Source organism: Nocardia sp. CWNU-33 (assembly GCF_046764895.1).
In the GTDB taxonomy this organism is placed as follows: Bacteria; Actinomycetota; Actinomycetes; order Mycobacteriales; family Mycobacteriaceae; genus Nocardia.
Genome location: NZ_JBKOQN010000007.1, coordinates 272,849 through 298,335 on the forward strand (window position 1 = coordinate 272,849; position 25,487 = coordinate 298,335).

At 66.2% G+C, this 25,487-nt stretch carries 23 protein-coding genes and 1 pseudogene; 8 read left to right on the forward strand and 16 right to left on the reverse strand.

Annotated features, from left to right (window positions below):
• Positions 1-20 precede the first annotated feature (20 nt).
• The 6 genes from ACLMAL_RS12365 to ACLMAL_RS12390 form a co-directional block, all read right to left on the reverse strand.
• Positions 21-734 carry an ABC transporter ATP-binding protein gene (locus ACLMAL_RS12365; protein WP_411999248.1) on the reverse strand — a complete coding sequence of 238 codons (714 nt, stop codon included), beginning with the start codon at positions 732-734 and terminating at the stop codon, positions 21-23.
• A gap of 41 nt (positions 735-775) precedes the next feature.
• Positions 776-1,618 carry an ABC transporter permease gene (locus ACLMAL_RS12370; protein WP_411999189.1) on the reverse strand — a complete coding sequence of 281 codons (843 nt, stop codon included), beginning with the start codon at positions 1,616-1,618 and terminating at the stop codon, positions 776-778.
• A gap of 64 nt (positions 1,619-1,682) precedes the next feature.
• Complete coding sequence (locus ACLMAL_RS12375) at positions 1,683-3,110, reverse strand: ABC transporter substrate-binding protein (protein ID WP_411999190.1); 1,428 nt, start codon at positions 3,108-3,110, stop codon at positions 1,683-1,685.
• Positions 3,111-3,136: 26 nt separating this feature from the next.
• On the reverse strand, positions 3,137-3,364 hold the full coding sequence (locus ACLMAL_RS12380; RefSeq protein WP_411999191.1) for a ferredoxin family protein: 228 nt from the start codon (positions 3,362-3,364) through the stop codon (positions 3,137-3,139).
• Positions 3,364-4,149 (reverse strand): GntR family transcriptional regulator, encoded by a 786-nt coding sequence (locus ACLMAL_RS12385; RefSeq protein WP_411999192.1) that lies wholly within the window; start codon positions 4,147-4,149, stop codon positions 3,364-3,366. The genes ACLMAL_RS12380 and ACLMAL_RS12385 overlap by 1 nt, the downstream gene beginning before the upstream one ends.
• Positions 4,150-4,609: 460 nt before the next feature.
• Positions 4,610-6,406: an acyl-CoA dehydrogenase gene (locus ACLMAL_RS12390; protein WP_411999193.1), complete on the reverse strand. Its 1,797-nt coding sequence runs from the start codon at positions 6,404-6,406 to the stop codon at positions 4,610-4,612.
• A 163-nt stretch (positions 6,407-6,569) separates the two neighbouring features.
• On the opposite strand from ACLMAL_RS12390, the gene ACLMAL_RS12395 reads away from it, so the two are divergent.
• The gene (locus ACLMAL_RS12395; RefSeq protein WP_411999194.1) at positions 6,570-7,172 is read left to right on the forward strand and encodes a QsdR family transcriptional regulator; all 603 of its coding nucleotides are present in this window, start codon (positions 6,570-6,572) and stop codon (positions 7,170-7,172) included.
• Between the two features lie 3 nt (positions 7,173-7,175).
• On the opposite strand, the gene ACLMAL_RS12400 is transcribed toward ACLMAL_RS12395, so the two are convergent.
• Positions 7,176-8,174, reverse strand: a complete 999-nt coding sequence (locus ACLMAL_RS12400) for a 1-aminocyclopropane-1-carboxylate deaminase/D-cysteine desulfhydrase (protein ID WP_411999195.1) — start codon at positions 8,172-8,174, stop codon at positions 7,176-7,178.
• A gap of 505 nt (positions 8,175-8,679) precedes the next feature.
• Between ACLMAL_RS12400 and ACLMAL_RS12405 the strand changes: the two genes are divergently transcribed.
• Complete coding sequence (locus ACLMAL_RS12405) at positions 8,680-10,515, forward strand: acyl-CoA dehydrogenase family protein (protein WP_411999196.1); 1,836 nt, start codon at positions 8,680-8,682, stop codon at positions 10,513-10,515.
• A 44-nt stretch (positions 10,516-10,559) separates the two neighbouring features.
• On the opposite strand, the gene ACLMAL_RS12410 is transcribed toward ACLMAL_RS12405, so the two are convergent.
• The 6 genes and pseudogenes from ACLMAL_RS12410 to ACLMAL_RS12435 all read right to left on the reverse strand — a co-directional run bounded on the left by ACLMAL_RS12410 (position 10,560) and on the right by ACLMAL_RS12435 (position 17,252).
• Positions 10,560-10,721, reverse strand: coding sequence for a hypothetical protein (locus tag ACLMAL_RS12410; protein ID WP_411999197.1), 162 nt, complete (start codon positions 10,719-10,721; stop codon positions 10,560-10,562).
• A gap of 170 nt (positions 10,722-10,891) precedes the next feature.
• Positions 10,892-11,229: pseudogene (locus tag ACLMAL_RS12415) on the reverse strand (transposase); the annotation flags it as partial.
• A 44-nt stretch (positions 11,230-11,273) separates the two neighbouring features.
• Positions 11,274-14,117: an ATP-binding protein gene (locus ACLMAL_RS12420; RefSeq protein ID WP_411999198.1), complete on the reverse strand. Its 2,844-nt coding sequence runs from the start codon at positions 14,115-14,117 to the stop codon at positions 11,274-11,276.
• A 312-nt stretch (positions 14,118-14,429) separates the two neighbouring features.
• Complete coding sequence (locus tag ACLMAL_RS12425) at positions 14,430-15,221, reverse strand: hypothetical protein (RefSeq protein ID WP_411999199.1); 792 nt, start codon at positions 15,219-15,221, stop codon at positions 14,430-14,432.
• Between the two features lie 41 nt (positions 15,222-15,262).
• On the reverse strand, positions 15,263-16,456 hold the full coding sequence (locus ACLMAL_RS12430) for an MFS transporter (RefSeq protein ID WP_411999200.1): 1,194 nt from the start codon (positions 16,454-16,456) through the stop codon (positions 15,263-15,265).
• Positions 16,457-16,505: 49 nt separating this feature from the next.
• Positions 16,506-17,252, reverse strand: a complete 747-nt coding sequence (locus ACLMAL_RS12435) for an SDR family oxidoreductase (protein WP_411999201.1) — start codon at positions 17,250-17,252, stop codon at positions 16,506-16,508.
• Between the two features lie 141 nt (positions 17,253-17,393).
• Here ACLMAL_RS12435 and ACLMAL_RS12440 point away from each other — a divergent pair, with 141 nt between their 5' ends.
• From ACLMAL_RS12440 to ACLMAL_RS12450, 3 genes are all read left to right on the forward strand, one after another.
• Entirely contained in the window at positions 17,394-18,305 is a 912-nt protein-coding gene (locus tag ACLMAL_RS12440) for a LysR family transcriptional regulator (protein ID WP_411999202.1), read from the forward strand.
• A gap of 417 nt (positions 18,306-18,722) precedes the next feature.
• Positions 18,723-19,883, forward strand: a complete 1,161-nt coding sequence (locus ACLMAL_RS12445; protein WP_411999203.1) for an epoxide hydrolase family protein — start codon at positions 18,723-18,725, stop codon at positions 19,881-19,883.
• A 240-nt stretch (positions 19,884-20,123) separates the two neighbouring features.
• Positions 20,124-21,059 (forward strand): MerR family transcriptional regulator, encoded by a 936-nt coding sequence (locus ACLMAL_RS12450; RefSeq protein ID WP_411999204.1) that lies wholly within the window; start codon positions 20,124-20,126, stop codon positions 21,057-21,059.
• Positions 21,060-21,179: 120 nt separating this feature from the next.
• On the opposite strand, the gene ACLMAL_RS12455 is transcribed toward ACLMAL_RS12450, so the two are convergent.
• Complete coding sequence (locus ACLMAL_RS12455; protein ID WP_411999205.1) at positions 21,180-21,431, reverse strand: hypothetical protein; 252 nt, start codon at positions 21,429-21,431, stop codon at positions 21,180-21,182.
• Between the two features lie 7 nt (positions 21,432-21,438).
• The gene (locus ACLMAL_RS12460) at positions 21,439-22,356 is read right to left on the reverse strand and encodes an MBL fold metallo-hydrolase (protein ID WP_411999206.1); all 918 of its coding nucleotides are present in this window, start codon (positions 22,354-22,356) and stop codon (positions 21,439-21,441) included.
• A 151-nt stretch (positions 22,357-22,507) separates the two neighbouring features.
• Between ACLMAL_RS12460 and ACLMAL_RS12465 the strand changes: the two genes are divergently transcribed.
• From ACLMAL_RS12465 to ACLMAL_RS12475, 3 genes are all read left to right on the forward strand, one after another.
• The gene (locus ACLMAL_RS12465; protein ID WP_411999207.1) at positions 22,508-23,107 is read left to right on the forward strand and encodes an ABATE domain-containing protein; all 600 of its coding nucleotides are present in this window, start codon (positions 22,508-22,510) and stop codon (positions 23,105-23,107) included.
• Between the two features lie 276 nt (positions 23,108-23,383).
• On the forward strand, positions 23,384-24,196 hold the full coding sequence (locus ACLMAL_RS12470; protein WP_411999208.1) for a thioesterase family protein: 813 nt from the start codon (positions 23,384-23,386) through the stop codon (positions 24,194-24,196).
• 252 nt (positions 24,197-24,448) lie between these two features.
• A complete protein-coding gene (locus ACLMAL_RS12475; RefSeq protein ID WP_411999209.1) occupies positions 24,449-24,874 on the forward strand; it encodes a hypothetical protein in 426 nt (141 codons plus the stop codon).
• Between the two features lie 63 nt (positions 24,875-24,937).
• Here the strand turns inward: ACLMAL_RS12475 and ACLMAL_RS12480 are convergent, their stop codons facing one another.
• Complete coding sequence (locus tag ACLMAL_RS12480) at positions 24,938-25,435, reverse strand: hypothetical protein (protein WP_411999210.1); 498 nt, start codon at positions 25,433-25,435, stop codon at positions 24,938-24,940.
• Positions 25,436-25,487: the final 52 nt, after the last annotated feature.

Here is a 25,487-nt window from a genome sequence, read left to right on the forward strand (position 1 = left end):
GTTCGTGGTGTCGCCTGAACTCACAATGTCTCCAAGATTTCGGCCTTCACGGACGCGCGGTCCGCGGCCTCGCGCGGATTCGGCACCTCGACGACAGCGCGCAGCGCACCGCCGCCCAGGACCGCGATGCGGTCGCCGAGCAGCAGCGCCTCGTCGAGGTCGTGGGTGACGAACACAATCGTGGTCGGATGGGCACGCCAGGTGTCGATCAGCAAGCGCTGCATGGTGGTTCGGGTCTGGGTATCCAGTGCGCCGAAGGGTTCATCCATCAGCACCGAGCGTGGTTCGCCCGCGAGGCTGCGCGCCAGTTGCACGCGCTGCCGCATGCCGCCCGAGAGGTCGCGGGGAAGGTAGTCGGCGTAGCCGGTGAGACCGATCTCCTGGACCCAGCGTTGCGCCGTAGTTTTGCGTTCGGCGCGGGGAACCCGGCGCAGCTGCAGCGCCAGTTCGATGTTCTGTCGCGCGGTGCGCCATGGCAGTAGTGCGTCGTCCTGGAATACCAGGGCGCGGTCCGCGGAGGGGGCGGTGACTGTTGTGCCGTCGGCCCGGATGCTCCCGGCTTCTGGTGTGCGCAGTCCGGCGATGGCGCGCAGCAGAGTCGACTTTCCGCACCCGGATTTACCGACAACGACGAGGATTTCGCCCGGCGCGATAGCGAGATCGAGGTGCTCGATCACGGTTTTGCTGCCATAGGCGATCCGAATACCATCCAATGCCAACCGCATTCCTGCCACCGTGGGTGTCGAGGCCGTGGTGGACGGTGTTGTGGTGGTCGTCATTGCGATGCCTCCCGTGGCAGCCAGCGGGTGATCCGGCGCCCGGCCAGTTCGACGAGCCCGGAGGTGCCGAAGCCGAGGATGCCGATGGTGATCATTCCGACGAACACCGCCGGATAATCGACGATGGTGTAGGCCTGCCAGGTTCGGTAGCCGATGCCGAGCCTGCCGGAAATCATCTCCGCCGAGATGAGGCAGATCCATGCCACACCCATGCCGACCGACAAACCACTGAAGACACCGGGCAGGATGCCGGGAAAGACCACGCGCACAAGGACATCGGTACGCGAGGCACCCAGGGTGCGCAGCGCGTCCTCCCAGATGGTCGGCAGTGCGCGCACCGCGTGCCTCGTGCTGACCAGCACGGGGAACAGTGAGGCGGTGAAGGTGATGAAGACGATCCCCGACTCGTCGCTGGGGAACAGTAGGATCGCGACCGGCACCAGCGCGATCGCCGGGATCGGGCGCGCCAGTTCGGTGAGCGGGCCGAAGACGGCGGCCAGCAGCCCGGAACGGCCGAGCCCGATGCCTGCGAGGACGCCGATCACCGCCGCGAGACCGAACCCGGTGAGAATTCTGATCAGCGACTGCGCGATGTCCACGTAGTACTGGTTCTTCTGAAACTGCTGACCGAACTCGGCGATGATGTCGGTGACCGTGGGCAGTGTGTCGAAACGCAGCCAGAATCGCACGTTGTTGGCGGTGAGCAGCTGCCACAAGCCGATCACGGCCGCCACCGACGCAACCTGGATCAGGCGGATGCGCCACACGGAGGTCCTCGGCGTCTTGGCAGCTGAACCGCCCGGGGCCACGGTAGGGCCGACCAGGGCCGCGGTGCTCATCTGCGCGCCTCGCGCACGCTCGGCAACATCGGATGCGACGCGCGACGGCGCATGACACGCTCGCTCATCCCCTGACCTCCGTGACAGCCTGGTCGTAGGCGACCGGCACCGCGGTGGCGTGCGTCTGACGGTAGCGCTGCGCGGCCGCCGGCGTGGTGAACGGCAAGAAGCTCTCGCCCTCGCGCAACCAGATCGACTTGTCGGCGAACCATCTCGTGCCCAGCTCGGCATCGGGGACATACGCCGCGCGGATCACCTTGCCCTGTGCCTTCGCCGCCTGGATCGCCCGCAGCAGGCAGGTGGGGTCGGCGGCGGGCTGGGGACGGTCGGCGCCTTCGAGCCACAGTTCACCGGCCTGCGGCGAATTTTCCACGGCGCGAGCGCAGATCGGATCCGTGCCGGTGACCCGGCTCGGGTTCGCGGTAGCGGCCACCGCCTTGTCGTAGTCGCCGTGTCCGGTCTCGGCGAATGCCTTGCGCAGTGGTGCGGGATCGACGAAACGGTCGATGTCGAGTTCGGCGAAGTCACCGATCGATTTCAGGTACTGCACATCGCCTTTCAGTGCATCGACCAGGCTCGGCTTGATCGTGGTATCGAAAGACGTGCCGCCGGGGCCGTTGTAGAGATACACGACCTCCTGCGGTAGTCCGGAGCCGTCGGCGACGATCTCGGCGGCCTCGAAAGGCTGCTCCCGCAGGAACGTGGTCGCGTCGAGCTGTGCCGCGAGGAACGCGTGCAGCACCTCCGGATGGTCGGCGGTGTACGAGCGACGGGCTACCACGCCGTGGAAGGTCGGCACGCCGAGTTCGGCACCGTCGTAGAGCAATCTGGCCTTGTTCTGGAACACCAGCAACCCGGGCCACGCCACGAACTGGGCGAGCGCCCCCACCTGGTGCGATTCCAGGGCGGTTGCGCCGATCTGGGGCTGCTGGTTCAGTACCTCCACACCCCTGGCCGGGTCGATACTCGCGCGCGACAGAGCTTGCACCAGGGTGCCGTGCCCGGCGGAACCGACGCTGGCCGAAATCTTCTGCCCAGCCAGCTCGCGGACGCTCGTGACCGTGGAATCCTGCGGCACCACAACCATATTGAGTGCGCCACGCGGGTGATACCCGGTGATCGACACCAACGCCGTTGTGGCTAGCTCGTTGGCCTGCGTCCGAGATCCGTTGATCAGCAACGGATAGTCGCCCATCGATCCGATATCGATCTTTTCGGCGAGCATCTGCGCGGTGATCGGCGCGCCGGTGTCGTAGTCCTGCCACTCCACCTGGTACTTGGCGCCGCCATTGTCGGTGATCTGTTGTAGCCGCTGCTCCAAGTAGCCCTTGGCCTTCAACAGCGTGCCAGCGGTGACGGTATTGATGGTCTTGGACTGGTAGCCGACGACGACCTTGACGGTACCGGTCGGGGTGTTGTCGGAGCTCTGCAGCGAGCAGCCCGCGGCGGCGAGTGTGAGTGCGAGGACAAGGGGTGCGAGGCGTTTCTTCATGGTGACTTCCGGATTCGGCGCAGGGTTCAGCGGAGCAAATAGGGCATATTGACGGTGACGGCACCGGTGGGGCAGCGCGCCGCGCACGGGCCGCAATACCAGCATTCGTCGACGTGCATGAAGGCCTTGCCGGTCTCCGGATTGATCGCCAGCGAATCGAGCGGGCAGATCTCCACGCACAGCGTGCAGCCCTGGATGCACAGCGACTCGTCGATGGTGACCGGGATATCGGCGCGCTGATTCGCCAGTGCCATCAGATGACCTTCCATTCGGGTGTGCTGCGGATCAGACTGCCGCGCATGGTGATTCGGTCCCCGCGCATCCGGATGTACTCCAGATCGACAGGTCGCCCGTCGTCGAGGCGGGACAACCGTTCGAGCATCAGCAGTGCCGCGCCCGCAGGGGCGTCGAGCGTCGCTGCGGTGTGCGCATCGGCGGTGATCGCCTCGAGAGCGAGATCGGCCGAACCGAGCGGGCCCCCGCTGATCTGCTCGATGAGCACGAAAATATCGTTGGTCTTCAGGTCGTGACCCAGGATCTCGGTCCCGATATCCGGTGCGAGGTAGGTCAGGTCCAGGCTCAGCGGCAGATCCGCCAAATAACGCAGCCGCTCGATGTAGACGACGCGCTCGCCTGGGTCCAGGCGCAGCTTCCGTGCGACCGCGGCCGGCGCGGTGATATGCATGGCCGCGCGTACCTCGTTGCGCACCGTGCCGTGCCCCTTCAGCGTCTCCTGCAGCCCCAGCAGCGCATCGAGCCCGTGATCGAACTTGCGGTTGGCCACTCGGGTCCCGACCTTAGGCACCCGATCGATCAGCCCCTCGTCCTTGAGCAGCGCCAATGCCTCACGCACGGTATTGCGCGAAGCATCGAACTCCGAAACCAGCTGTTGCTCACTGGGCAGCACGTCATCGAACGCACCAGCATGGATCTGATGACGCAACACGTCGGCCACCCGGCGCGCCTGGTCGGCCCGCAACCGTCGCACCGAGACGGGTTCGGCTCCCACCTCCGCTACCTTCCTATCGCTGACCTGCATGAATAGGACGATAGTTGGCCTGCAAGGGCCTGGATCCCACCGCAAATCCGCCGCAATTCAGGGGATGTTATTGCGCCGCCCGGCACTCGCGCTGACCTGGGGAAACATGTCGCAGAGCAGGTATTGCGCCAGTCCGCCGCCGGAATGTGGATTCCGATCACACAGATTCGAATAGCAGGCAGCGGATCCGCCGGGCATCAGCTCGGAGCCACAGTGTCCCGGATGGGTTCACGACCTCAGTCGCCGGAGTCTAGACTCCGGCGGAGGTTACCGATCGTCAGGATCCCCTCGCGAACTTGCGGGCCGAGATAGTCGCCATTGTCGACAGGGAGATTGAACAACGACCGCCGCTCGACTGCGGCTTTCGGCAAGGGGTTCGCTCGATGCCCGCCACGACCGCGGCGCGACCAGCGTCGACGCCCGACGCGGCATCAGCTGGTGCTGATGCGTGTTCGGCGGGTCAGAACCAGGTGTCCTGCATGTCGAGGGTGGTTCGGTCCATCAGTTCGAGCAGGTCCAATTGTGGTCCGGTTCTCGGGAGTTCGTAGCGGAAGAAGTACCGCGCCGCCGCGCGTTTGCCCTCGTAGAAGTCGCCTGCACGGCCGTGCGCGGCGAGTGCTTGCTCCAGCCATATCCAGGAGACCACGATGTGGCCGAAGGCCTCGAGATAGACGCTGGAATTGGCCATGGCTGCGGCGATGTCTCCGGAGCCGAACATCCACCCGGTGACGGTGAGCAGGCGTTGCCAGGCGGCGTCGAGCTGCCCGCCGAACTCGGTCCATTCACCACCGGCTTCGGCGGCCCCCATCACGGTCTGCTCGATCCGGCCCGCGAGGAGCCGCAGTCCGGCGCCGTCGTGCTGGATTACCTTGCGGCCCAACAGGTCGAGCCCCTGAATACCGTGAGTGCCCTCGTGGATGGGGTTGAGCCGGTTGTCACGGTAGTGCTGTTCGACGTCGTACTCGCGGGTGTAGCCATAGCCGCCGTGTACCTGGATGGCGAGATTGTTCGCCTCCAGACACCACTGCGAGGGCCAACTCTTGGCGACACCGGTCAGGATCTCTAGCAGGAGGGTGTTGTCGCGTTGCGTCTGTGGATCGGTGGCGGTGCGTCGTAGGTCGACGAGCCGGTTGCAGTACAGCAGCAGGGCGAGGGCGCCCTCGACGTAAGACTTCTGTGCCAACAGCATTCGCCGCACGTCGGCGTGCTCGATGATCGGAACCTGCGGCGTGGCCGGGTCCTTGGCGGTCACCGGGCGGCCCTGTGTGCGCTCGCGGGCGTAGTCGAGAGATTTCAGGTATCCGGTGTAGCCGAGCGCCGTCGCACCGAGACCGACACCGAGGCGGGCCTCGTTCATCATGTGGAACATGTAGGACAGGCCGCGATGGGGCTCGCCGATGAGGTAGCCCACCGCACCGGGCGCGCCACCCGGTGTGTGCTTGCCTTCACCGAAGTTCAGCACCGTATTGGTGGTCCCGCGGTAGCCCATCTTGTGGTTGAGGCCTGCCAGCGCGACGTCATTGCGTTGGCCGAGTGATCCGTCGTCCTCGACGAGGAATTTGGGCACGATGAACAGCGAAATGCCCTTGGTTCCCGCAGGGCCGCCGGGGATCTTGGCCAACACGAGGTGCACGATATTGTCGGTCAGCTCGTGATCGCCGCCGGAGATCCACATCTTCGAGCCGAAAAGTCGGTAGGTGCCGTCGGATCGGGGTTCGGCGCGCGTCACGATGTCGGCAAGCGAGGAGCCGGCCTGCGGCTCGGACAGGCACATGGTGCCGGTGAACCTGCCCTCGACCATCGGCTTGACGAAACGGTCGATCTGGTCCGGGGTGCCGTGCGCGGCAAGGAGATTGGCATTGCCGATGGTGAGGAACAGGTAGCCGGTGGTACCCACGTTGGCCGCCTGGAACCAGCTGAATCCGGCCGCCTCGACGGTGGCGGGCAGCTGTAATCCCCCGATCTCCTCGTCCATCGCGGCGCCGATCAGATTCGCCTTGGTGAAGGCCTCGACCGCGGCTTTCACCTCGGGGATGATGGTGACCCGCTCGCCGTCGAACGTCGGCTCGTTGGCGTCGCCCAGCTTGTTGTGCGGAGCGAAATGCCGGGTGGCCAGGTCCTCGCAGAGATCGAGGAAGCCGTCGAAGGTGTCCTTGGAGTGCTCGGTGAATCGCGGTAGCGCGGTGAGCTCCTCGACCCGCAGCCATTCGTAGAGCAGGAAATCCAGGTCCCTGCGGGAGATCAATGTCGAGCGCACGACCACATCCTCTCGCTTCGGCACAGCCGACCGTCTACCTACGAACAGCGCAGGCGGGTCTTCCGGGCGACCCGTGAGCATCTGTTCCGGGCGGACACGAAGCGCACCCGGGTCGATTTGGTACGTTACTACGCATGTGTCGCGAATTTGTGTGGGGGTTGCGATGACCACCACATCCGGAGCCGCCCGACCGGTGGGTCGGCCCGCGGCCGCGACTCAACAGCAGGTGCTCGCCGCCGCCAGCGCCCAGTTCCTTGCCTCCGAGCGCGTCGATGTGCAGGCGATCGCCGCTGAGCTCGGGTTGTCGCGGGCGACCATCTACCGCTGGTTCGGATCGCGGGACGGACTGCTCGGCGCGGTGATGGTGTCCGAGTTCAACCACATGGTCGAGGCGGCCCGTGGCCGCAGCGTGGGAACCGGTGCGCGCCGCGTGCTGTGGATGCTGGACCGGGTGGCGCGATGGCTCGCGCGTAACGAACCCTATCGATACTTCATCGCCACCGAACAGGCCACCGCGGGCCGGATCATCACCACCAGCGACGGGCCGGTGCAACCCAAGGTCGTCGCTACCGTCGAGGATCTGATCGATGCCGCCATCGCAGAAGGCTACGAGAATCGGGTGGACACACCCACATTCGCGTATGCGCTGGTGCGTCTCATCGAGGCATTTCTGTATCAGGACGCGGTGACGGGTATCCGAGGTGACGTCGACCGGTTGCGTGACGTGCTGATGGTCATCCTGGGGCTGGACCCGGAGCCGCGCTGAGCGTCACGGGTGTCGTGGTCCGTACGTGTCGAGGAACACTACCGGGCCGTCGCCCAGCTCGCCACGGGCGTCGAGATCGATGAGTGCTGCCAGAGCCTTCGCGGTGTAGACCGTTTCCAGCTCGAGGCCGGCCGTCGCACCGAGCTTTTGTGCCGCGACCGCGGCCGGGGTCTCGTGGCCGTAGCCGGGGCCGATCCAGTCGCGGACGATGGTCACATCGTCGGGGCGCAGTCCGAGTGGCGCGAATTGCGCACCGCGCGTGCGAAGTACGTCCTCGGTCCTTTTCGCCAGTCCGATGAGGTGTTCCGCGTCCAAAGGAAGGGTGTCGTTGACGACGACGCCGAGGACTCGGGTCCGCAATCCGGCCAGGCGGAGGCCGAGGGCGAGACCGGCTGCTGTGCCCCCGGATCCGACAGCGGTCACCAGATGCGTCGGCTCGGGGAGCGTACCCGACCTGACCTGCGCGGCAAGCTCCAGCGCGCCCTCGACGTAGCCGAGCGTTCCGATCGGCGACGACCCACCGGCGGGCAGCAGATAGGGCAGGGTGCGGCCGCGCGTATGCCGCACCACCAACCACGGAGCGCAGAGCACGGTGCGCAGCTTGCTATGCGTGAAATGCAAAGTGGCGCCGGAGGATTTCAAGCGCTGTAGCTGCTCGCGCACATGATCGTCCTCCGGCTGGTCGACCAATGCGAGCGCGGTCTCGATGCCGTGCTCGCGCGCGTACAGAGCCGTGGCGAGACCCCAGTTGGTGCCCGTGCCGCCGACGGTGAGGATGGTGCGAGCACCACGCCGTCGCGCTTCCGGCAACAACCACTCGAGTTTGCGAATCTTGTTCCCGCCCCAGCCGCCGGAACCGTAGCCGCTCTCGTCCTTGCACCACACCGGCACTCGGGTGCCGAGTACCAATTCCCTGACCGGGGTGGGCGGGTCGCCGAGTCGCAGAAACGGCAGTGTGTCCGCCAGTTCGGGGAACCGTCCGTGCAGCAACGAATCCGTCATAGTGACCCATTATCGCCGCCCGTCGGCCCGGGACCGGGTCGGCAGGCGTACGGCCTCGAGTCCAGGTCAGGGGCCTTCGCTGAGCAGGTGGTCCAGGCGAGCCGCACAGACCTGCGAGAGATCGCCCATGCCGAGACAACTCGACATACGCAGTAGCGGCACGGAAAGCAGTACTGCGAAGGGCATTTCGTTGAACCTCAGTTCCGTATCCGCCAGCCGGTCTGCGTTTCGTATCTGGCGACGACCTCCGCGACCCAGTCGACGGTCCTACCGAATGCACCTATCACCCCGAGGCGATCGCCAGCATAACTAAAGCTAATGGTGCAAACACCGAAATGAACGTCAACGAGGCAGGGCTGTCAGTGCAGCTCACCGATCCGCTCGATGCTACCGGTTGCGGACTGCGGATTGCGGCGTTACGGTTCGACGCAAATTCGCCGCAACCACCGATCGCCACCACCGTATTGCATTATTCGGTGCGCGGATTCAGTTGAAGAAGGCCAGCGTGACCGTTATTGATACACAGCCCATGGCATCGTCCTATGTCGACCCGCCGGACCCGGATTCAGCGCCGCACCTGCTCGGTCCTGCGCTACGCGGCCTCGTCTTCGGTTCCACCTACGCAGCACAGCGTCAGGTCCGGGACACGCTCTTCGCCATGGACGAACCTCCGAATCTCGGTGGGTCCGAGGCGCAGGAAGCGCACTACGGCTATCAGCAGCTGCAACGAATCGGCGAAGCACTGGGCGGCTCTTGGGTTGCGATTGCAAAGGACCCGTCGGTGCAGGCTGCCTTGTACGACTGGTCGATGGTCCGGTACCCACGTGCGGTTCAGTACTTGAGTCACTCTGGTCTGGGTATCGAGTCGATCCTGAAATTGGGAAACGGTAGCCGATACCAGCAGGATTGCCTGCGCGACCTGGACACCGGCGACGCGATCGGCGTGTTTGCCGCCACCGAACTGGGTTGCGGCACCAATGTGCTGGATCTGGGCACGCAGGCGGTGTGGCACCGTGACGGCGGATACCTGACCCTGCACACCCCCGACCCGGCCAGCGCGAAGTGGATGCCGAATTGCCAGGACCCGGCGGTGCCGAAAATCGTGGTGGTGTTGGCCAGGCTGTACGTCGACGGTGCCGACGAGGGGGTCTTCCCGATCCTGACCCGGCTGCGCGGCCCGGACGGGCTCGCCGAGGGCGTCGAGGTGGCCGCATTGCCGACCGGCCGCCTGTCCGCGCCGATGGACCACGCCGCCTTCTACTTTCGGGATATGCGTGTGCCTGCGGATGCGCTGTTGGGCGGGACCTGGGCGTATTTCGACGAGTCCGGGGATTTCGTGTGTGATCTGGATCGGCGCAGTGCCCGCTTCAAACGTTCCTCCGCCGCGCTGATGACCGGCCGGATCTCCTACAGCGGTGCAGCGGTTGCCGCCGCCCGAGCCGGTTGGACCCTCACGGTGCGATACGCCTGTCAGCGGGTCATCGACGGGACCCAGCTCGCCGACCGTGACGAAGCTCAACGCAAACTCGTCTCCGCCGCCGCCCGCTTGGTGGCGATGTCGGCGCTGGTCAACTACACCCGCGCTCAGCTAGCCGGAGCCGCGCTCGACCCACTGGCAGCGGTGTTGGCGATGGTGACAAAACCGATTGCCTCCGACACCGCCCACCAGACTCTCACCGACGTCAGCCGCCTGTGCGGAGCCCAAAGCGTGTTGAGCGATAACATGTTCGGTGACTGGTTGGGCTGCATCACCGGAGTGTGCATCGCCGAAGGCATCAACGATTCATTGCGGGTCGCCGTCGGACGGCTACCGCAACTGGTCGCGGACGGGCAGGCGCCCGCGCATATGGATCTGTCGCAGGCACAACTCCCAGGCCTCCCGGACCACCTGCCGTGGTGGCACACGATGCTGCACAGTCGCCAGGACACCGTTGTCACCGCTGCTACAGCGGGCGCCGCGCTCGGCAGCACAGCGATCGGCACCGACTCGGCCGCGGTCGATGTCTACACAGTGATCGCCGAACGTCTCGCCGCCGATGCCCTCGCCGCGGCCGCCGCAGACCTCGACGACCCTGATGCCTGCGCTCTCGCCGAAGACCTGGTCGCGGTCTACGCACTCGAACGAATCAATGCCGACGCTGCATGGTTCTTCACCCACGGTGGTCTCACCGTCGAGCGTGCGGCGCAGATGCGCAACGAGCTGACTGCCCGCTATACCGCGCTGGCACCGCATTTGGGCACGATTGCCGCCGCCTTCGACGTTCCCGAGTTGCCTGCGCCCATCGACCACGACTACATGTCCAGCTGGATGTCGAGGCTCGGTTGGCAGGACCGCTGGTAAATCCGGCGCTTGTACGGCAATCGGCGCTGATACTGCAACTGCACTCAGGTAAGTGGGTGGCCGCGGCGTCGGTAGTGCGATAGCCGGGCTTGGTGTTGGCGTCGTCGCCAGCGTGACCAGGCCCAGGTGTGGTCGGCGGGCTCGAGTCGGGTGAGGACGAACGCGATGAGCAGGCGGCGGATCTCCGGTAGCGTGAGAGCGATCATGCCGTCCTCACTATCGGCGAGTCACCTTTTACGGCAACAGTTTCGTTGCTTCGAGCCAGGCCGGGCGAGCATCGACAGGGTGATGTGGGCGTGCTAGGCGTGCCATTTGCGGACCTGGTAATGATCGAGCCCGGCCTCGCCTTTGGCTTGCTGAAACGCTTCCTCGATGTGGATGTCCACGACTCGGGAATGTAGAGCTCCGGTCGATCAGCGCATGCCCGTGCTTCGAGGCGTACGCCAGAAACACCCGATCTGGCAGTTCTCCGCACGCCGGGCCGTGCCGTAGTACTGGCGTTGCACCCCAGCGGATTTGGTGCCCTTCTTCATGAACCCGGGTCTTGTCACCGGCCGGCACGGCATCGGGGTCACCGAGATGTTCGACAACGTAATCACACACGTCGTCACGGACGCCATCGATGTCCCAGTCTGCGGCACACAGCAGCCGTTGCATCTCGTCCGGGCCGCCCTCACCAGCACGTTCCGCGAGTGTCCGCCCGTTCTCGCGTTCGCCCGGGGGTCCTCGAGGCGGATGTTGCGCTTGGCTTGCGTTGATCAGTGTTCGTCGGTGGGGAAGAGGCGGTGCTGAAGGGCTGTCGCTGCGGCTTCGGTACGGGTGGCGGCGCTCAGTTTGGTCAGGATGCGGGAGACGTGTACGCCTGCCGTGTTACCGCTGATGAAGAGTTCTGCGGCGATCTGTCTGTTGCTCAGTCCCTTGGCGACGAGGCGTAGGACGTCGAGTTCGCGAGGTGTGAGGCCGAAGGTGCTCGGTCGGGCGGCAGCTGCCGTGATCGTTCGGCTCGGGCTCTCGACGGCGAGCCCGGCGCGGTCGGCCAACTGGCGCGCGGCGTCGGCCAGTGTCGGTGCTTCGAGCTGTACCGCGAGGTCCGCGGCCTCCCGCAATGCGGTGTGGGCGGTGGCGCGATTGCCTGCGGCGAGCTCGGCTCCGGCGGATCCGAGCAGGCTGCGCGCGAGTTCGTACGGCTGGCGAAGCGCCCGCCAGGAGGAGACTGCCGCGTCCCAGGCGGGTCCGCTTTCGCTGATGACGGCGGTGACGACAGCGCGATGGGCGGCGTCGACCGCTGTCGTGATCGGGAGCGCGGCGGCAAAGGAATCGACATCGATGGCGATGTCGTCGATTCGGGCCGTGAGTGCGAGCAATGGCCACACGTGGTGGTGGTGCGCAGTGATGTCGTCGGCGTGGAGCGTGTCGGTAACGATGTCGGCCGCGCGGCGCGGTTGACCGGTGGCGAGTGCGATATCGGCCTGGATGGTGCGCAATTGGAGCTGGTACTGGCGCGCCCATGGTCCATCGCTCAGCAGGCTCGCCGCAGTGTCCGCGCAGTTCGCGGCCGCAGCCGAATTGCCCTGTGCCAGTGTGATTCCGGCGTGACACAGGAGCAGTGCGGCCTTGCTCAGCGGGGGCAGTTGCTCGGTGAGTGATTCATCGATGAGATCGAGAGCCTCGCTCCACCGGCCGAGCGCGGTGAGCGCCTGAGTCCACTTGACCAGCAGAATAGGCCCGGCCTCCACGAAGCGGAACGTTGCGTGCGCGGCACGGATGCCTTGCTGGATCGCCTCGATCGCCGCGGTGTGCTCGCCCGCCGCGACCAGTGTCGCCGCCTCCCATAACACCACGGTGAGCAGCGTCTGGGGGTCGGCCGCGGCGGTGGCGGCGGCATGGGCCTTTTCGAAATGGGCGACGGCCGTGTCGGATCGAGCGGCGGTGGCCAGTCCGAGGTAGGCGTAGCCGCGGGCAGCCAGCGCCTGCGCGCCGAGCTGTTCGGCCACCTCGATGGCTGCCCGCGCGTCGCGTTCGGCTCCGCTCGCGTCGCCGCCGAAGACGCGCGTTGCGGCGAGCTCCGCGAGCAGTTCGCCGCGCAGGACCGTTGGCGGGTGTGCGGGTAACAGGGCAAGGGCCTCGGTCAGATCGTCGTCACAGCCCCTGCTGCTCTGATTCTTCAAACCGGCCCGGTGGTAGTAGAGCTGGGCGGCGCGCAACGGAGAATGATCGGGGTCGACAATGCCGAGTGCCTCGTCGGCGGCTTCGATGCCGCGGTCGATGATGCCGCCGACGTAACAGGCCTCGACCACCTGTTCCAACACGGTGAGTCGATCGGCAGCGACCAGGACCGCCGCGTCCGGCACCCGATCCCAGAATTCGAGCACCCGATCCAGGTGGCGCAGCCGGTCGCTGTGCGCGCCCATGCTCGCCGCGGTGGCTGCGGCGCCCCACGACGCTTCGATCGCCCTCGGCAGATCGCCTGCCGCGGAGGCGTGGTGGGCCAGTTGCCCGATCGGACAGTCTTCGTCCTGCGCATCGCGACGAGCGTGCAGTGCCCGGGCCAGTCGCGTGTGCAGCCGCTTTCGCTCGATCGGCAGCAGATGATCGTAGACGGCGTCGCGAATCAGAACGTGACGGAATTCGTATCCGGTCTCGGTGGCCAGCAGCAGTTGCCTGTCGATCAACTCGCGTACAGCGCGCTCGAGGGCCGCCTCGTCGAGTTCGGTCGCCGATTCCAGTAACGCATGCAGGACGGGTGAACCTGCTACGGCAGCCAATCGCAACAGCGTCTCGGCATCCGGGTGCAGACTCGCCCGATAGTCGAGCAGCAGATCGGACAGCTCGGCGGGGGTGTCGCCGCTCGAGCGGCTGAGCGCCTCGACGAACATCGGAATGCCCTTGCTGCGCTCGAAGATTCGCGTCACGGCCCCGGGCTCCGGCTCGCGGCCGAGCAGTGCGGCGAGCTGTCTGCCCACCTCGTGTCTGGTCAGCGGTGCCGGATCGAGCAGGCGGACACCAGGATTGCGGCGCAGCCCGCCGACGAGCCTGCGCATCGGTTCGGAATCGGCGGGCCGATAGGTGCCGACCAGCAGGAGGTCACGCTGCGCGAGATTGGCCAGCAGGAACGACAACAGCTCCCGACTCGAATCGTCGGACCAGTGCAGATCTTCCAGTACCACGACCACCGGCCTGGTCAGCGCCAGTTGTTCGAGCACTGTCATGATCTCGCCGAACAGCCGGATCCGATCCGGCTCGGCGTCGGCGGATCCGGCCTGTGCGGCCAGTTCGGGCAGCCAGCGTGACAGCGCGGGCTTGGCCACCGGCAACAGCTCGGCCAACCGGGTCGCGCCGAGCTCGCGCACGAGGCCACGCAGCACCGAGAGGAACGGCGCGTACGGCACCCCATCTCTGGAGAACTCGGGGCAACGGCCGACCAGCACGACCGCATCCGCGCCGAGCCGAGTGGTGAACTCGCTGACCAGGCGTGATTTTCCGAGCCCCGCCTCACCGGCGATCAGCACGGTGTGGATGCAGGTGTCCGCATAGGCGCTCTGCAACGCTGATACTTCGGCGGCCCGCCCGACAAAGGCACCGTAGACGGGAACGCTCACCACTCCGCGATCATGCACGGGCCGCGCAACCGTGGCAACTTCGCAGCCACGGATGTGCGGCGGTTTCGCCGTCGAGGTAAAGAACGCACGTGTGACGGCAGGTATTAGTTGTCACCAGCTGTGGCCGCCGATCACGGCATTCGGTCAGTGTCGCACGCGGCAGTTGTCACCGATGTGAGGTTGCTCCTGTCACCGAGACGGGACGAAGCCCGCTGCCGCCGTCACCTCGAACGTCCGCTCATACCGATGTGAGAGTCGTCCCGGAAAGAAACGGGCGGGCACCTCGAAGGTGTCCGCCCGTTTCGGTGATCGCGTTCAGTCGTGGTGGTGAATGGCGGTCGGCAGGGTGAAGGCTGCGGTGCGGACGGTGCCACCGTGCTTGAAATCCAGGAAGAGCCGGTAGGTACCGGGGCCGGGTACCGCGGTGTGGAAGGTGATACCGGGGCCGGGGGCGGTCACACCGTCTCCGGGTTCGCCATTGGGGTGGACGTGGACGTAGGCCAGGTCGCCTGCACGCAGCACCACCAGGTGCCCGTAGGCGGCGAGGTAGGGCTGCAGATCGGTGACCGGGTCGCCGTCCCGGCGCACGGTCAGCGTGAGGTCGCGGCCTTCGCCGGGGACCAGGTCACCGTCCAATGCCACCTCGTAGCCGTCCACGTCGAATGTGCGTGTCGAGGCCGGAATCGGTTGTGGGGCGTAGTCACCTGCGACGGCTAGATCGGCGCCGAGGGTGATGGCCCGGCCGAGCGCGCGGGGAGCGATATCGGTGAACACGCGGTAGGTGCCGGCCTGCTGCAGATTCAGGCGTACCGACCAGGTGCCGTCGGCCGCACGCACCGGGTGCACGTGCTGGAATCCGGTCAGCTCCCGTCGCACGACGATCAGGTGCAGCTCACGGTCGTGCAGAGCGGTGTAGTCGGTGACGGCCCGCCCATCCGGGCCGAGGATCCGGAAACGGAAGTCGATGTCGCCCGGTCGGACCACGGTGTTCTCGAGATCGAGGGTGTAGCCGACCTGGGTGATCTGCAGTCCGCCGGGCGCACCCGCGGCATGCGCCGCGTGATCGCCGTGACCGGTGTGATGTGCAGCGTGTGTCTGGGTGTTCATAGTTCGGTCCTGTCCGATCTGGTGTTTCGTTCTGCTGGAGATCAGGGGCGGGTGGCGGGGGTGCGCCACACTGCCAGGGCCGCAAGGGTGCTGAGGGCTGCGCCGAACCACAGCACCGCGGTGAGCGCCACGTTGTCGGCGATGAGGCCGCCGAACAATGCGCCAAGCGCGATGGCCAGGTTGAACATGGCGGTGTTCAATGCGGTGGCGGCTTCGGTGGAATCCGGTGCGGCGCGCAGGATCCAGGTCTGCACACCGACCGGAATGCCGCCGAAGGCCGCGCCCCAGGCGAGCAGAAGGGCGACGCCGGTGATCGGAGTGCCGCCCACGAGTGCGACCAGTGCCAGCACCATGGCGAGCAGGGTGCTGATGGTGATGAGGGTGGCGCGGATATCGCGACTGCCGGCCGCGCCGGTGACGAAGTTGCCGATGATGCCCGCGACGCCGAAGGCCAATAGCGCCGCGCCGATCACCTGCTTGTCGATGCCGCTGTGGGACTGCAGGATCGGGCTCACGAACGTGAATGCGGCGAAGTGCCCGCTCACTAGCAGGAACGTGACCAGGACACCGGCCCGTACGACCGGATTGCCGAACTGTTCGCCCAGGGTGTGTAGTCGTACCGGTTCGGTGGCGGGCATGTTCGGCAACAGCAGCAGCAGCACGACGACCACCAGCAGGCCCAGGCCGCCGAGAACTCCGAAAGCGACACGCCAATCGGCGAGTTCGCCGATGAGTGTTCCGGCCGGAATGCCGAGCACGTTCGCGGCGGTTGCTCCGCCGAAGGCGATGGCGGTGGCTTGCGGGACATACTTTTCGGGCACCATGCGCACCGCGATCCCGGCGGCGAGCGCCCAGAATCCGCCGATGGCGATCCCGACCAGGAAGCGTGCGGCGAGCAGGATCGCGAAGCTGGGAGCGAAAGCGGACAACAGATTTGCCACGACCATCAAGGTGATGAGGCCGAGCAGCACGATGCGACGATCCAGCCGCCCGATCGCCACCGGCAGCAGCGGTGCGGTGGCGGAAGCGACTAGGCCGGGCACGGTCACCATCAGGCCGGCCACGCCATCGGAGACGTGCAGCACATCGCCGACCGAGGACAGCACGCCGACGGGCAGCTGTTCGGATGTCACCACAGCGAAGGTGCCCATCGCGACAGCCGCGACGGCAAACCAGCGGTGCAGCGGTACTCGTTCCGGGGCGGAATCGACAGCTGCGGAGACGGCACGAGACATTCGATTACTCCTTGATGTGAATCTTTACGTTGATAGATGAGCGTTGAGATCAGTGCTGGCCGCCGTCGACGCGGATGATCTGCCCGGACACCCAGTCGGCGGCAGAGCTGGTGAGCCACATGACCACTCGCGCGGTGTACTCCGGCTGGCCCAGGCGTCCCCGTCGATGACCGGGTGTCAGGGTCGCGGGATCCGCACCGGGGCAGAAGGAATCGGTCACCAGGCCGGGCGCGACCGCATTGACGGTGATATCCCGTGCCGCCAGCTCGTGCGCGCCCGCAAGCACCAGCCGCTCGACGGCGGCCTTCGCCGCCGAATACAACCCGAGCCCCTCGGGCACGCCGGCGGCGAGCGCACTGGTCAGCGCCACATAGTGACCGTGATCGGCGAGATGACGCGCGGCGGCGCGCAGCGTGTTGAACGCACTGCGGGTATTGCGGTCGATCAGTAGGTCGAAATCCGCATCGGTGGTGTCCGCCAGCGGTCTTCCCAGCGCCGCGCCTACGGTGTGGACCACGATGTCGAGTCGGCCGTGACGGGCGACCACACCCGCGAACAGGGTGTTCACATCGGCGGATCGGGTGGCGTCCGAGCGAATGCCTTCCGCGGTCACGCCGTGCCGATCCAGTGCGGTCAAGGTCCTGGCCGCGGCATGCTCGCCGTGGGAGTAACTGATGACCGTGGTCGCGCCACGCGCCGCGAACAGTTCGGCGCAGGCCGCGCCCTGGTTGCGGCTGCCACCGATCACCATCGCGACCTTGCCCTCGAGATCGCGTGTCGAGAGTGTGGAAGTCATCGGGGAGCGTCCCTTTCCGGAGGCGGTGGTGTGCCTCCAGCCTGCTGTGCCTGCTGCGCGAGCGGAAACAGAAGATTCCAGTGCCTGCCACCGGTGTTCTCGGTTGCCACACACAACCGCCTGTCGGCTACGGTGATTCGCGTGATCGACCTGGATATTCGCCAGCTACAGTCGTTCCTGGTGGTGGCCCAGGAACTGAACATCACCCGTGCATCGGCCCGGCTGCACATCAGCCAGCAGACGCTGTCGACCCAAATCCAGCAGCTCGAACGCGCGATGGGCGTGACGCTGCTGGTCCGGACTTCACGCGGGGTGCTGCTCACCCCCGCCGGTGACGAACTGGAACGCGGCGGCAGTGCGGTGGTCTCCGACATCGGTGAGCTCACCGAACAGGTGCGTGCCGCCGACAGGGGCCGCCTGGGCACCCTGCGAATTGCCTGCTGCCCTTACGCCACTGCCCTGTTCGCCACCGAGGTCGCCGACGCGATGGAAGCCGCGGTGCCCGGGCTCGAAGTCGAATTGACCACGGTGCGAACCCCACCCGAGGAGCGGGCGCTGTTGCTGTCGGGCGAGGTCGACGCCGCCTTCATGTGGCTCCCGCTCGGCGACAACCGTTTCCACCACGCCGCCGTGCGTAGCGACCGGCGCGCGGTGGCCCTGCCTGCGGGGCACCGGCTGGCCGAGCAGGACGCGGTGACACTCGCCGATTTGGCCGACGAGCCGGTCATTCGCCCGGATATATTTCTGTCCGAAGAGAATCTGTGCCACTGGATCGCTGATCCCAGGCCCGACGGCACGGCCGCCTTACGCGGTCCAGTTCTGGCAACGGTCGAGGACTGCCTGATGGCAGTCGCCCGCGGCAAGGGCGTCTGGCTGGCCCCGGAGCCCCTGAGCCGCTGGATCCCGGCATCGACTATCCAGTGGCGGCCCGTAAAGGACGCGGCAGCTTCCGAACTCGCGCTCGTCTGGACCGACCGGACTCGGCAGCCACTGGTCGCCAGAATGATCGCCGAGGTCCGGAGGGTCACCGGCTGGGCCGATCCCACCGACTGAGGGCGACGGCTGGATGTCGTGTCGGTCGGCCACGTGCTCAAGACCTGGTTGTCGGTCCAGTGCGGGCTCATGGTCCGCGTTCGCGGTGATCAAGGCGCCTTTGGCGTGCCGCTCGGCGACACGCCAAAAGCGAATCGACTCCAACAATCTGCCATTCGATGAATTGTCGGCCGTGCAGCGGTGAGCACGGTCCCACATCTGAAAATGTGGCGTGGGTGATCGATGATCGGTGAGGTGTGGACTGGCTTTGATCGACTGTCGGTTCGCGGACACATTCCCATGCCGCTGGGCGCGGGTTCTGCCCGGTGACAGATACAACTGCATGTGACAACCACGACCCGTCGTCACAGCACGGCGCCCAAAGATAACGAATTCTCGTGATTCGGGGGCACCCTCGTTACCCGCAGAGTTATCGGCATGACGAACAACGACATCCGCCCCTTCCGCATCGAGATCCCGCAGGCCGCCATCGACGATCTGCACGACCGGCTGGTCCGCACCCGCTGGATCGACGACCTGCCCGGCACCGGCTGGGAGCGCGGCGTGCCCGCCTCGTACCTGAAGGAGCTGGCGGGCTACTGGGTGGAGAAGTTCGATTGGCGGGCGCAGGAGGCGGCGCTCAACGCCTACCCGCAGTTCACCACCACCATTGATGGGCAGAGCCTGCACTTCCTGCACATCCGCTCGGTGGATCAGAACGCCACGCCGCTGCTGCTGATCCACGGTTGGCCCAGCTCGGTGGTCGACTTTCTCGACCTGATCGGCCCGCTGACCGACCCGAAGGCGTATGGGAACCAGGATGCGCCCGCTTTCCACCTGGTCATCCCGTCACTGCCGGGCCATGGCTTCTCGGGGCCGATCACCGAGGCCGGCTGGAACGACGGCCGGATCGCTGCCGCGCTCGCCGAACTGATGGCCAGGCTCGACTACGACCGCTATGGCGTGCAGGGCGGAGACCACGGCGCCTTCATCGGTCCGCAGCTCGGCCGTATCGACACCGAACACGTGCTCGGCGTGCACGCCAATGCGCTGGTCACCTTCCCGACCGGTGATCCCGCCGATATGGCGGCGCTCACCGACGCAGAGAAGCGGCGGCTCGGTGCGATGAAGAAGTTCCAGGACGACGGCTCGGCCTACATGAACCTGAAGGGCTCGCGCCCGAACAGCATTGCGCAGCTGCTCGCCGATTCCCCGGCAGGCCAGCTCGGGTGGATCATCGAGAAGTTCAAGGAGTGGATCGACCAGTCCCATGAGCTGCCCGAGCAGGCCATCGATCGCGACCGGCTGCTGACCGAGGTGAGCATCTACTGGTTCACCGACACCGCCCGCAGCGTCGCCAACCTGTACTACGAGCGCTTCCACGACGCGACGATGTTTGCGCCCAAGCCGAAAGGTACGGTGCCGACCGGGGTCGCGGTCTTCAAGGACAGTGACTACGCCATCCGCCGCTTCGCCGAGAAGGCACACACCATCACCCACTGGTCGGAGTTCTACTCTGGCGGCCATTTCCCGGCTCTCGAAGTCCCCGAACTGCTGATCGGCGACATCCGCGAGTTCTTCGCGAGTCTGACGCGCTGACTCTGCGCACGGCCGAGGCCTGCAGCATTCGTGCTGCGGGCCTCGGCGTTCTCGTCGCAGATTCGGTCAGAAGGCCCGACCGCGCAGTACGAGGAAGAGCATGCCGCCGACCGTGGCGCGCACCGCGGGCAGTGCGGCCGCTTCGGCGGCAAGCTGGGCCCGAGGTGCAGAATTCAGCGGAAAGCCGCCGCGCTGAGGCAGATTTGCGTCTCCCTCTGGGGGAGACGGGAGGGTGAGGGCATGGACGGCGACACGCTTTACTCGATCGGGGAGACGGCCGAACGGACCGGGCTCTCCGTCAAGACGATCAGGTTCTACTCCGACAGCGGTGTCGTGCCGCCGACCACATACAGCCCCGCCGGCTATCGGCTCTACGGTACCGATGCGCTGGCTCGGTTGCGGCTGGTGCGAACGCTCCGTGACCTCGGTGTCGATCTTGGTTCCGTCCGGCTGGTGCTGGATCGGACGCGGTCGCTGCCGGAGGTCGCCGCCTCGCATGCCGACGCGATCGCTCTGCAGATGCGCACGCTTCGGTTGCAGCGCACCGTGTTACGCGCGATTGCCGAGCGGGGCTCGACCACCGAGGAGATGGAACTCATGCACAAACTCGCCAAGCTCTCCGATACCGAGCGCCGCCGAATGATCAGCGATTTCGTCGAGGACACCTTCGGCGGCCTCGACGCGAATCCGGCGTTCGTCGACATGATTCGTGCGGCGATGCCGGAACTGCCGGATGATCCGGAACCCGCTCAGATCGAAGCCTGGGTGGAGCTCGCCGAGCTCACCAGCGACACGGATTTCCGTGCTGCGGTACGTCGAATGGCCGAGTATCAGGCAGCCCAGCGCGCCGAGGGCGACACCACCGGCCTGCATCACGAACTGACCGAGGTGGTCCGCGACCGGGTCGAGCACGCCCTCGCCTCGGGCATCGCCCCCGATTCCGCCGAAGCGAAGCCGATTGTCGACGAACTTGCGGCACAATATGCCGCAACATTCGGCCGCCCCGACGACGCCGCACTGCGACAGTGGCTGCGAACACGCCTCGACGTCGCGGGAGATGCTCGGACCGAACGTTATTGGCAGTTGCTCGCCGCGATCAACGGTTGGCCGACTCCGCCGAGTTTAGCACCGGTGTTCGCTTGGTTCGGTGCGGCACTGGAGGCACACGGCGCCTAGGGAGTGTTTTGAAGTGAAGTGATGGGGTGGCACGGCTGCGTGGTGCCGCCCCATCAGTGTGGTTGGTGAAAGTTGTTGCCCGCGTTGATATATGGGTGAGGGCCACCATATACATCGCCATCATCGACCACATTGCGACATTCGTCCGACGGCGACGGCCGCCAGCGCGGAGCCTGCGGTGCCGAGCGCACTGGGCAGACCGGCAAGGCTGGTTGAGTTGAGCATGTCCTGCGCGAGCAGTGCGCCGACGGTCACGCCCGCCGCCAGCCCCGCGCCGCTCAGCGCCTGAGCGGCGACCAGGACGAACAGGGTGCGGCGCTGCGCCTGGGAGCCGGGGAGCTCATCGATCCGGGCAGATACCGAAGTCGTCACGACAGAGTCAGCCCGGCTCGCCTAGGTCAAGGCGGTCCCGGAGTCCGGCAGCAGTGAAAGCCGCGACCAATTCGGCACGGCCCTCGGTGAAGTGGGCCCAACCCTCGTAATGAACGGGAACCACCCGACGGGCGCCGAGGAGCTCGGCGGCCTCGGCGGTCTGGGCACTGTCGAGGACGATCGGCGCACCGTCGAAGAGAACGGAGAAGCGGGGCGCTCCGGCGAAGAGGATGGCGGTGTCCACCGGTGCGAAACGCTCGGCGATCTCCTTGACTGCAGTGAGCGAGGCGTTGTCGCCGCTGACATAGACAGTGGGCAGGCCTTCCCCGGTCAGTACGAATCCGACAACCTGGCCGGTGATCGGTTCGACCTCCTCGCGTGCGCCCGGCCCGTGGATCGCGGGCACTCCCGTCACGGTGATCGTGCCGTCGCCGGGTCGATCCAGCTCGACCGACTCCCAGTCGACCAGGCCTTTGGCCCCTTTCCCGAGGCGTTGCCCGCCACCCGGCGTGGTGAGGGTGAGCGGCACGTCGGCGAGCAGGGCGCGGCCGGAGTCGTCGAGGTTGTCGGGGTGCTCATCGTGCGAAAGCAGAACCACGTCGACGCGGCCGAGGTCGGCCGGTGCGGCGGCGGCTGGCGCGGTCTTGATCAGCAGGCCGCCGGGCTGCTGGTAGTCGTGGGGCGCGTCGAAGGTCGGGTCGGTGAGGAACCTCAACCCGCCGTATTCGAAGAGGGCGGTCGGGCCGCCGAAGACGCGGACGCGGACCTGCTGATCGGTTGTGCTTGCACAAGCCACTAGCAAGCTGAGCAGAGCGATGATGCTGACAAAAAGCGCGGTGATCGCCAGGCCCTTACTCTTCGGCGACTCCTGCCTGTCGGCCTGCTGCGGCCCCGGATACCGACCGGGCGGCGGGTGCGGTGTCATGGCTGTCCTCTCGGTCGGTGCCGCGCGAGGTACTCGATCTACGAGATCCCCCTGCGGACGCGCTCGCTACTCCTCACGGATGAAACACCGCATATCCGTGAGATACGGTAGGCCGTTCTCACGGATAAAAGCAAGTCGTAACATGAGAGTTGTGAGAGTCGTGCGAGAGACCTTGACCGCCGCGTTGCCGCCCGCACCGGGGGCCGAGCGGTACCTCGCTCTCGACTTCGCCGACAGCTCCTATGTGCTGCCTGGTGGACACTTCATCGACCTGCTCGGCACCCCCGAATCAACGAATCGGTGGCTCGCCGAACGCGGCCTCGCGCCTGCCGATGCCGGAGTGCAGGAGATGTGCGCGACGCGGCTGCGCGTGCTGCGCGAACACGTCAGGGCATTGTTCGCCGCCCACGTCGCGCGGCAGCCGGTATTGCCTGCAGCGCTGTCCGCCGTCAACGACGCACTGAGCAGGACCCCAACGGCCGCCCTGCTGCAATGGGATGAGACGAACGGCCCCTACCGCGCTGCGCTGTGTCCACCCAATGAGATCCTCGACCGCGCGCTCGCGACGCTCGCCGCAGATACGGCCGACCTGCTCACCGGCTCCGACGCCGATTTCCTGACCACCTGCGACTCCGCCCCGTGCAATCGGTACCTGATCCGCCACGGCCGCCGTCACTGGTGTTCAACGCGGTGCGGCGACCGCGCTCGCGCGGCTCGCGCCTACGCCCGCGCCAAGTCAAAGGTGGACTGACCATCTTCTCGCGAGGCAGCAACGGCTCCAACCGCGCCCACTGGGCATCGGTCAATTCCGCCCGCCCCGCCACCCCTACGCTGATCAACGAGGTCTCCGGTAGGTACTCCGGTTCTTCTTGGTCGTTAAACCACCTACCGGAGACCTCGCCCATATACCAATGCGGGCAACAACTTTCACCAACCACACTGATGGTGCGGCATCACGCAGCGGTGCCACACCATCACTTCACTTCGCTTCAAAACACTCCCTTGCCCAAGTAGGCTCGAGACCACCATGGATGCCTTCTATCTGCCCGATCCAGCGGATCCGAATCGGTTCTATTCCACCGAGCTCACTCGCGGGCCGTGGTCGCCCGACTCTCAGCACGCGGGGCCGCCCTCGGCGCTGCTCGGTCATGTCATCGAGAGATGCGAGCCACGCGAGGGGTTTCGGGTCGGGCGGGTGGCGGTGGAGATCCTCGGCCCGGTACCGATCGCGCCGCTGACAGCCTCGGCTCGGGTCATCCGGGCCGAGGCGCGGGTTTCCCGCCCTGGCCGCAGCGTCGAATTGATCGAGGCCACACTGAGTTCCGAGCATGGGCTGGTGATGAAGGCGAGCGCTTGGCGGCTGCAGCACGCCGAGCCGGAGCTGGAACTGCCGGTCGAGGCACTACCTACTGGGGCGCGCCCGGGCCCGGACACCGCACCCGAGGGAACGGAGTTCCCGTCGACGCAGCCGGTCGGGTTCCATACGGCCATCGAATATCGCTTCGTCTCCGGCAGTTTCGTTGAATCCGGCCCTGCCGTGTGCTGGATTCGCCTGCGCTACCCCGTCGTTGCCGGCACCGTCCCCAGCCCGCTGGAACGTACCCTCGCCGCGGCCGACTGCGGCAATGGCGTCAGCTCGGTATTGGATTGGGGCAGTTACTACTTCATCAATACCGATTTCACGGTGACGTTGCATCGCGAACCGGTCGGTGAATGGGTGTGCCTGGATGCGGTGACCTACCCCGAACGCAGCGGCGTCGGCCTGGCCGAATCACAGCTGTTCGACGAGAAGGGACCCATCGGCCGCGGCACCCAGACACTGTTCATCGGCCCGCGCTGACACCGGCGCATCGCAGCCAACCCGCGCCTCTCAATTATCCAGGCCCGGTGGTCGGTTTGTGATCAACAGCCGTTGGGCAGTGCTGATTTCGGCGCCCGACCCGCGCGGTCCAAAGCGGCCGGCGAGGCACCTCGGAAGATAAACGGGCCGCGTGGATCTGGTGCAGCCGAACGCGCTCTACCGCCGATGTGCGTGCAATCGATGGTCAGTCGGCGTGCCCGAAGTGTCGGTGCTCCATGCCACCATCCTCATATGTCACTGAAGTTCTTCAATGGGTTGTCCGGGACGTTGGCGATCGAGCTGACGGAACCGACCGAGAATGTCGCGGCGAATCTGTCTAATCAGCGCGCGACAGCAACCGCGGCGATCAGGGGAGTCTCGTTCACGCTGAATGTGTTCGAAAATGGGGACTTTCGTGACGTGACCGTCGACGAGTTCGACCGCGTTGTCCTGGAATTGCCCATGCTGAACTTGCGTGGGTTCGGTGATCCCGTTGAACACCGAGCGCCCAACGGTGAGTGGTTCACAGTGCGCGACCTTGCCGCCGCCATCGCCGAGACGGAAAGGAGCACTCGTCAGCAGTCGCAGTGGTTCGGCGGCGTCGACGTGCATCACATCTTCTTCGAAGGCATCCACGAGAGGGACGATGGAGTTTGGGAGATCTACTGGGGGTCGTGACCATCCTGTATTGCACCGCATGCCGCGCTGACCCGACCGGCCAGCGAACGAGTTGCGCAGTGGTCAATGATTGAGGGCAGTGCGGCGTTCAGCGAGGTGGGTGTGCCAGTCGCGTTTGGCGATGCGGACCCACCGAACAGCGGTGCCCGGATGCAGGCCGAGCAAATCGGCTAGGACCGCGGCTGGCAGTTCGGTTGCCAGAGTCACCAGGGCGGTGTTTCGGCTGGCGTGGGGTGTGATGCCATGCTGGTTGAGGCGGGTCCCGAAGGTGCCGCGATCGAGTGGCCGGCGGCGGTCGAAGCCTGGAAACAACAGCAGCGCGGACTCCTCCAGGGTGGCCGGCAGCACCGCTGGCGGCGCCTGGGTTGTAGCGAGTGTTGCGGCGTCGTGCTCGGCGGCGAGCGCGGTGCAGCCCGGTCCGGCCGGGGGCCACGCACGGGATCCGGCCGACGAGCGCTCGACGGGGCCCGAGTACGTGGCCGGTCGGGCATCGCACGGGTGCAAGCTCGACGTATCCAGCCGCGGTGCGCACCGGACAATCGGGCGGTACGACTTTGCCATCGACCGTGTAGAGCGGGCAGGCGGCCATCCATAAAGAATACCGCACGGTTCG

What these genes read in the sequence shown, in the direction of transcription:
- ACLMAL_RS12370 (WP_411999189.1), bottom strand. Translation starts at nt 1,618, where the DNA reads ATGAGCACCGCGGCCCTGGTCGGCCCTACCGTGGCCCCGGGCGGTTCA.
- ACLMAL_RS12375 (WP_411999190.1), bottom strand. Translation starts at nt 3,110, where the DNA reads ATGAAGAAACGCCTCGCACCCCTTGTCCTCGCACTCACACTCGCCGCC.
- ACLMAL_RS12380 (WP_411999191.1), bottom strand. Translation starts at nt 3,364, where the DNA reads ATGGCACTGGCGAATCAGCGCGCCGATATCCCGGTCACCATCGACGAG.
- ACLMAL_RS12385 (WP_411999192.1), bottom strand. Translation starts at nt 4,149, where the DNA reads ATGCAGGTCAGCGATAGGAAGGTAGCGGAGGTGGGAGCCGAACCCGTC.
- ACLMAL_RS12395 (WP_411999194.1), top strand. Translation starts at nt 6,570, where the DNA reads ATGACCACCACATCCGGAGCCGCCCGACCGGTGGGTCGGCCCGCGGCC.
- ACLMAL_RS12400 (WP_411999195.1), bottom strand. Translation starts at nt 8,174, where the DNA reads ATGACGGATTCGTTGCTGCACGGACGGTTCCCCGAACTGGCGGACACA.
- ACLMAL_RS12410 (WP_411999197.1), bottom strand. Translation starts at nt 10,721, where the DNA reads ATGATCGCTCTCACGCTACCGGAGATCCGCCGCCTGCTCATCGCGTTC.
- ACLMAL_RS12425 (WP_411999199.1), bottom strand. Translation starts at nt 15,221, where the DNA reads ATGAACACCCAGACACACGCTGCACATCACACCGGTCACGGCGATCAC.
- ACLMAL_RS12430 (WP_411999200.1), bottom strand. Translation starts at nt 16,456, where the DNA reads ATGTCTCGTGCCGTCTCCGCAGCTGTCGATTCCGCCCCGGAACGAGTA.
- ACLMAL_RS12435 (WP_411999201.1), bottom strand. Translation starts at nt 17,252, where the DNA reads ATGACTTCCACACTCTCGACACGCGATCTCGAGGGCAAGGTCGCGATG.
- ACLMAL_RS12445 (WP_411999203.1), top strand. Translation starts at nt 18,723, where the DNA reads ATGACGAACAACGACATCCGCCCCTTCCGCATCGAGATCCCGCAGGCC.
- ACLMAL_RS12450 (WP_411999204.1), top strand. Translation starts at nt 20,124, where the DNA reads ATGGACGGCGACACGCTTTACTCGATCGGGGAGACGGCCGAACGGACC.
- ACLMAL_RS12460 (WP_411999206.1), bottom strand. Translation starts at nt 22,356, where the DNA reads ATGACACCGCACCCGCCGCCCGGTCGGTATCCGGGGCCGCAGCAGGCC.
- ACLMAL_RS12470 (WP_411999208.1), top strand. Translation starts at nt 23,384, where the DNA reads ATGGATGCCTTCTATCTGCCCGATCCAGCGGATCCGAATCGGTTCTAT.
- ACLMAL_RS12475 (WP_411999209.1), top strand. Translation starts at nt 24,449, where the DNA reads ATGTCACTGAAGTTCTTCAATGGGTTGTCCGGGACGTTGGCGATCGAG.
- ACLMAL_RS12480 (WP_411999210.1), bottom strand. Translation starts at nt 25,435, where the DNA reads ATGGCAAAGTCGTACCGCCCGATTGTCCGGTGCGCACCGCGGCTGGAT.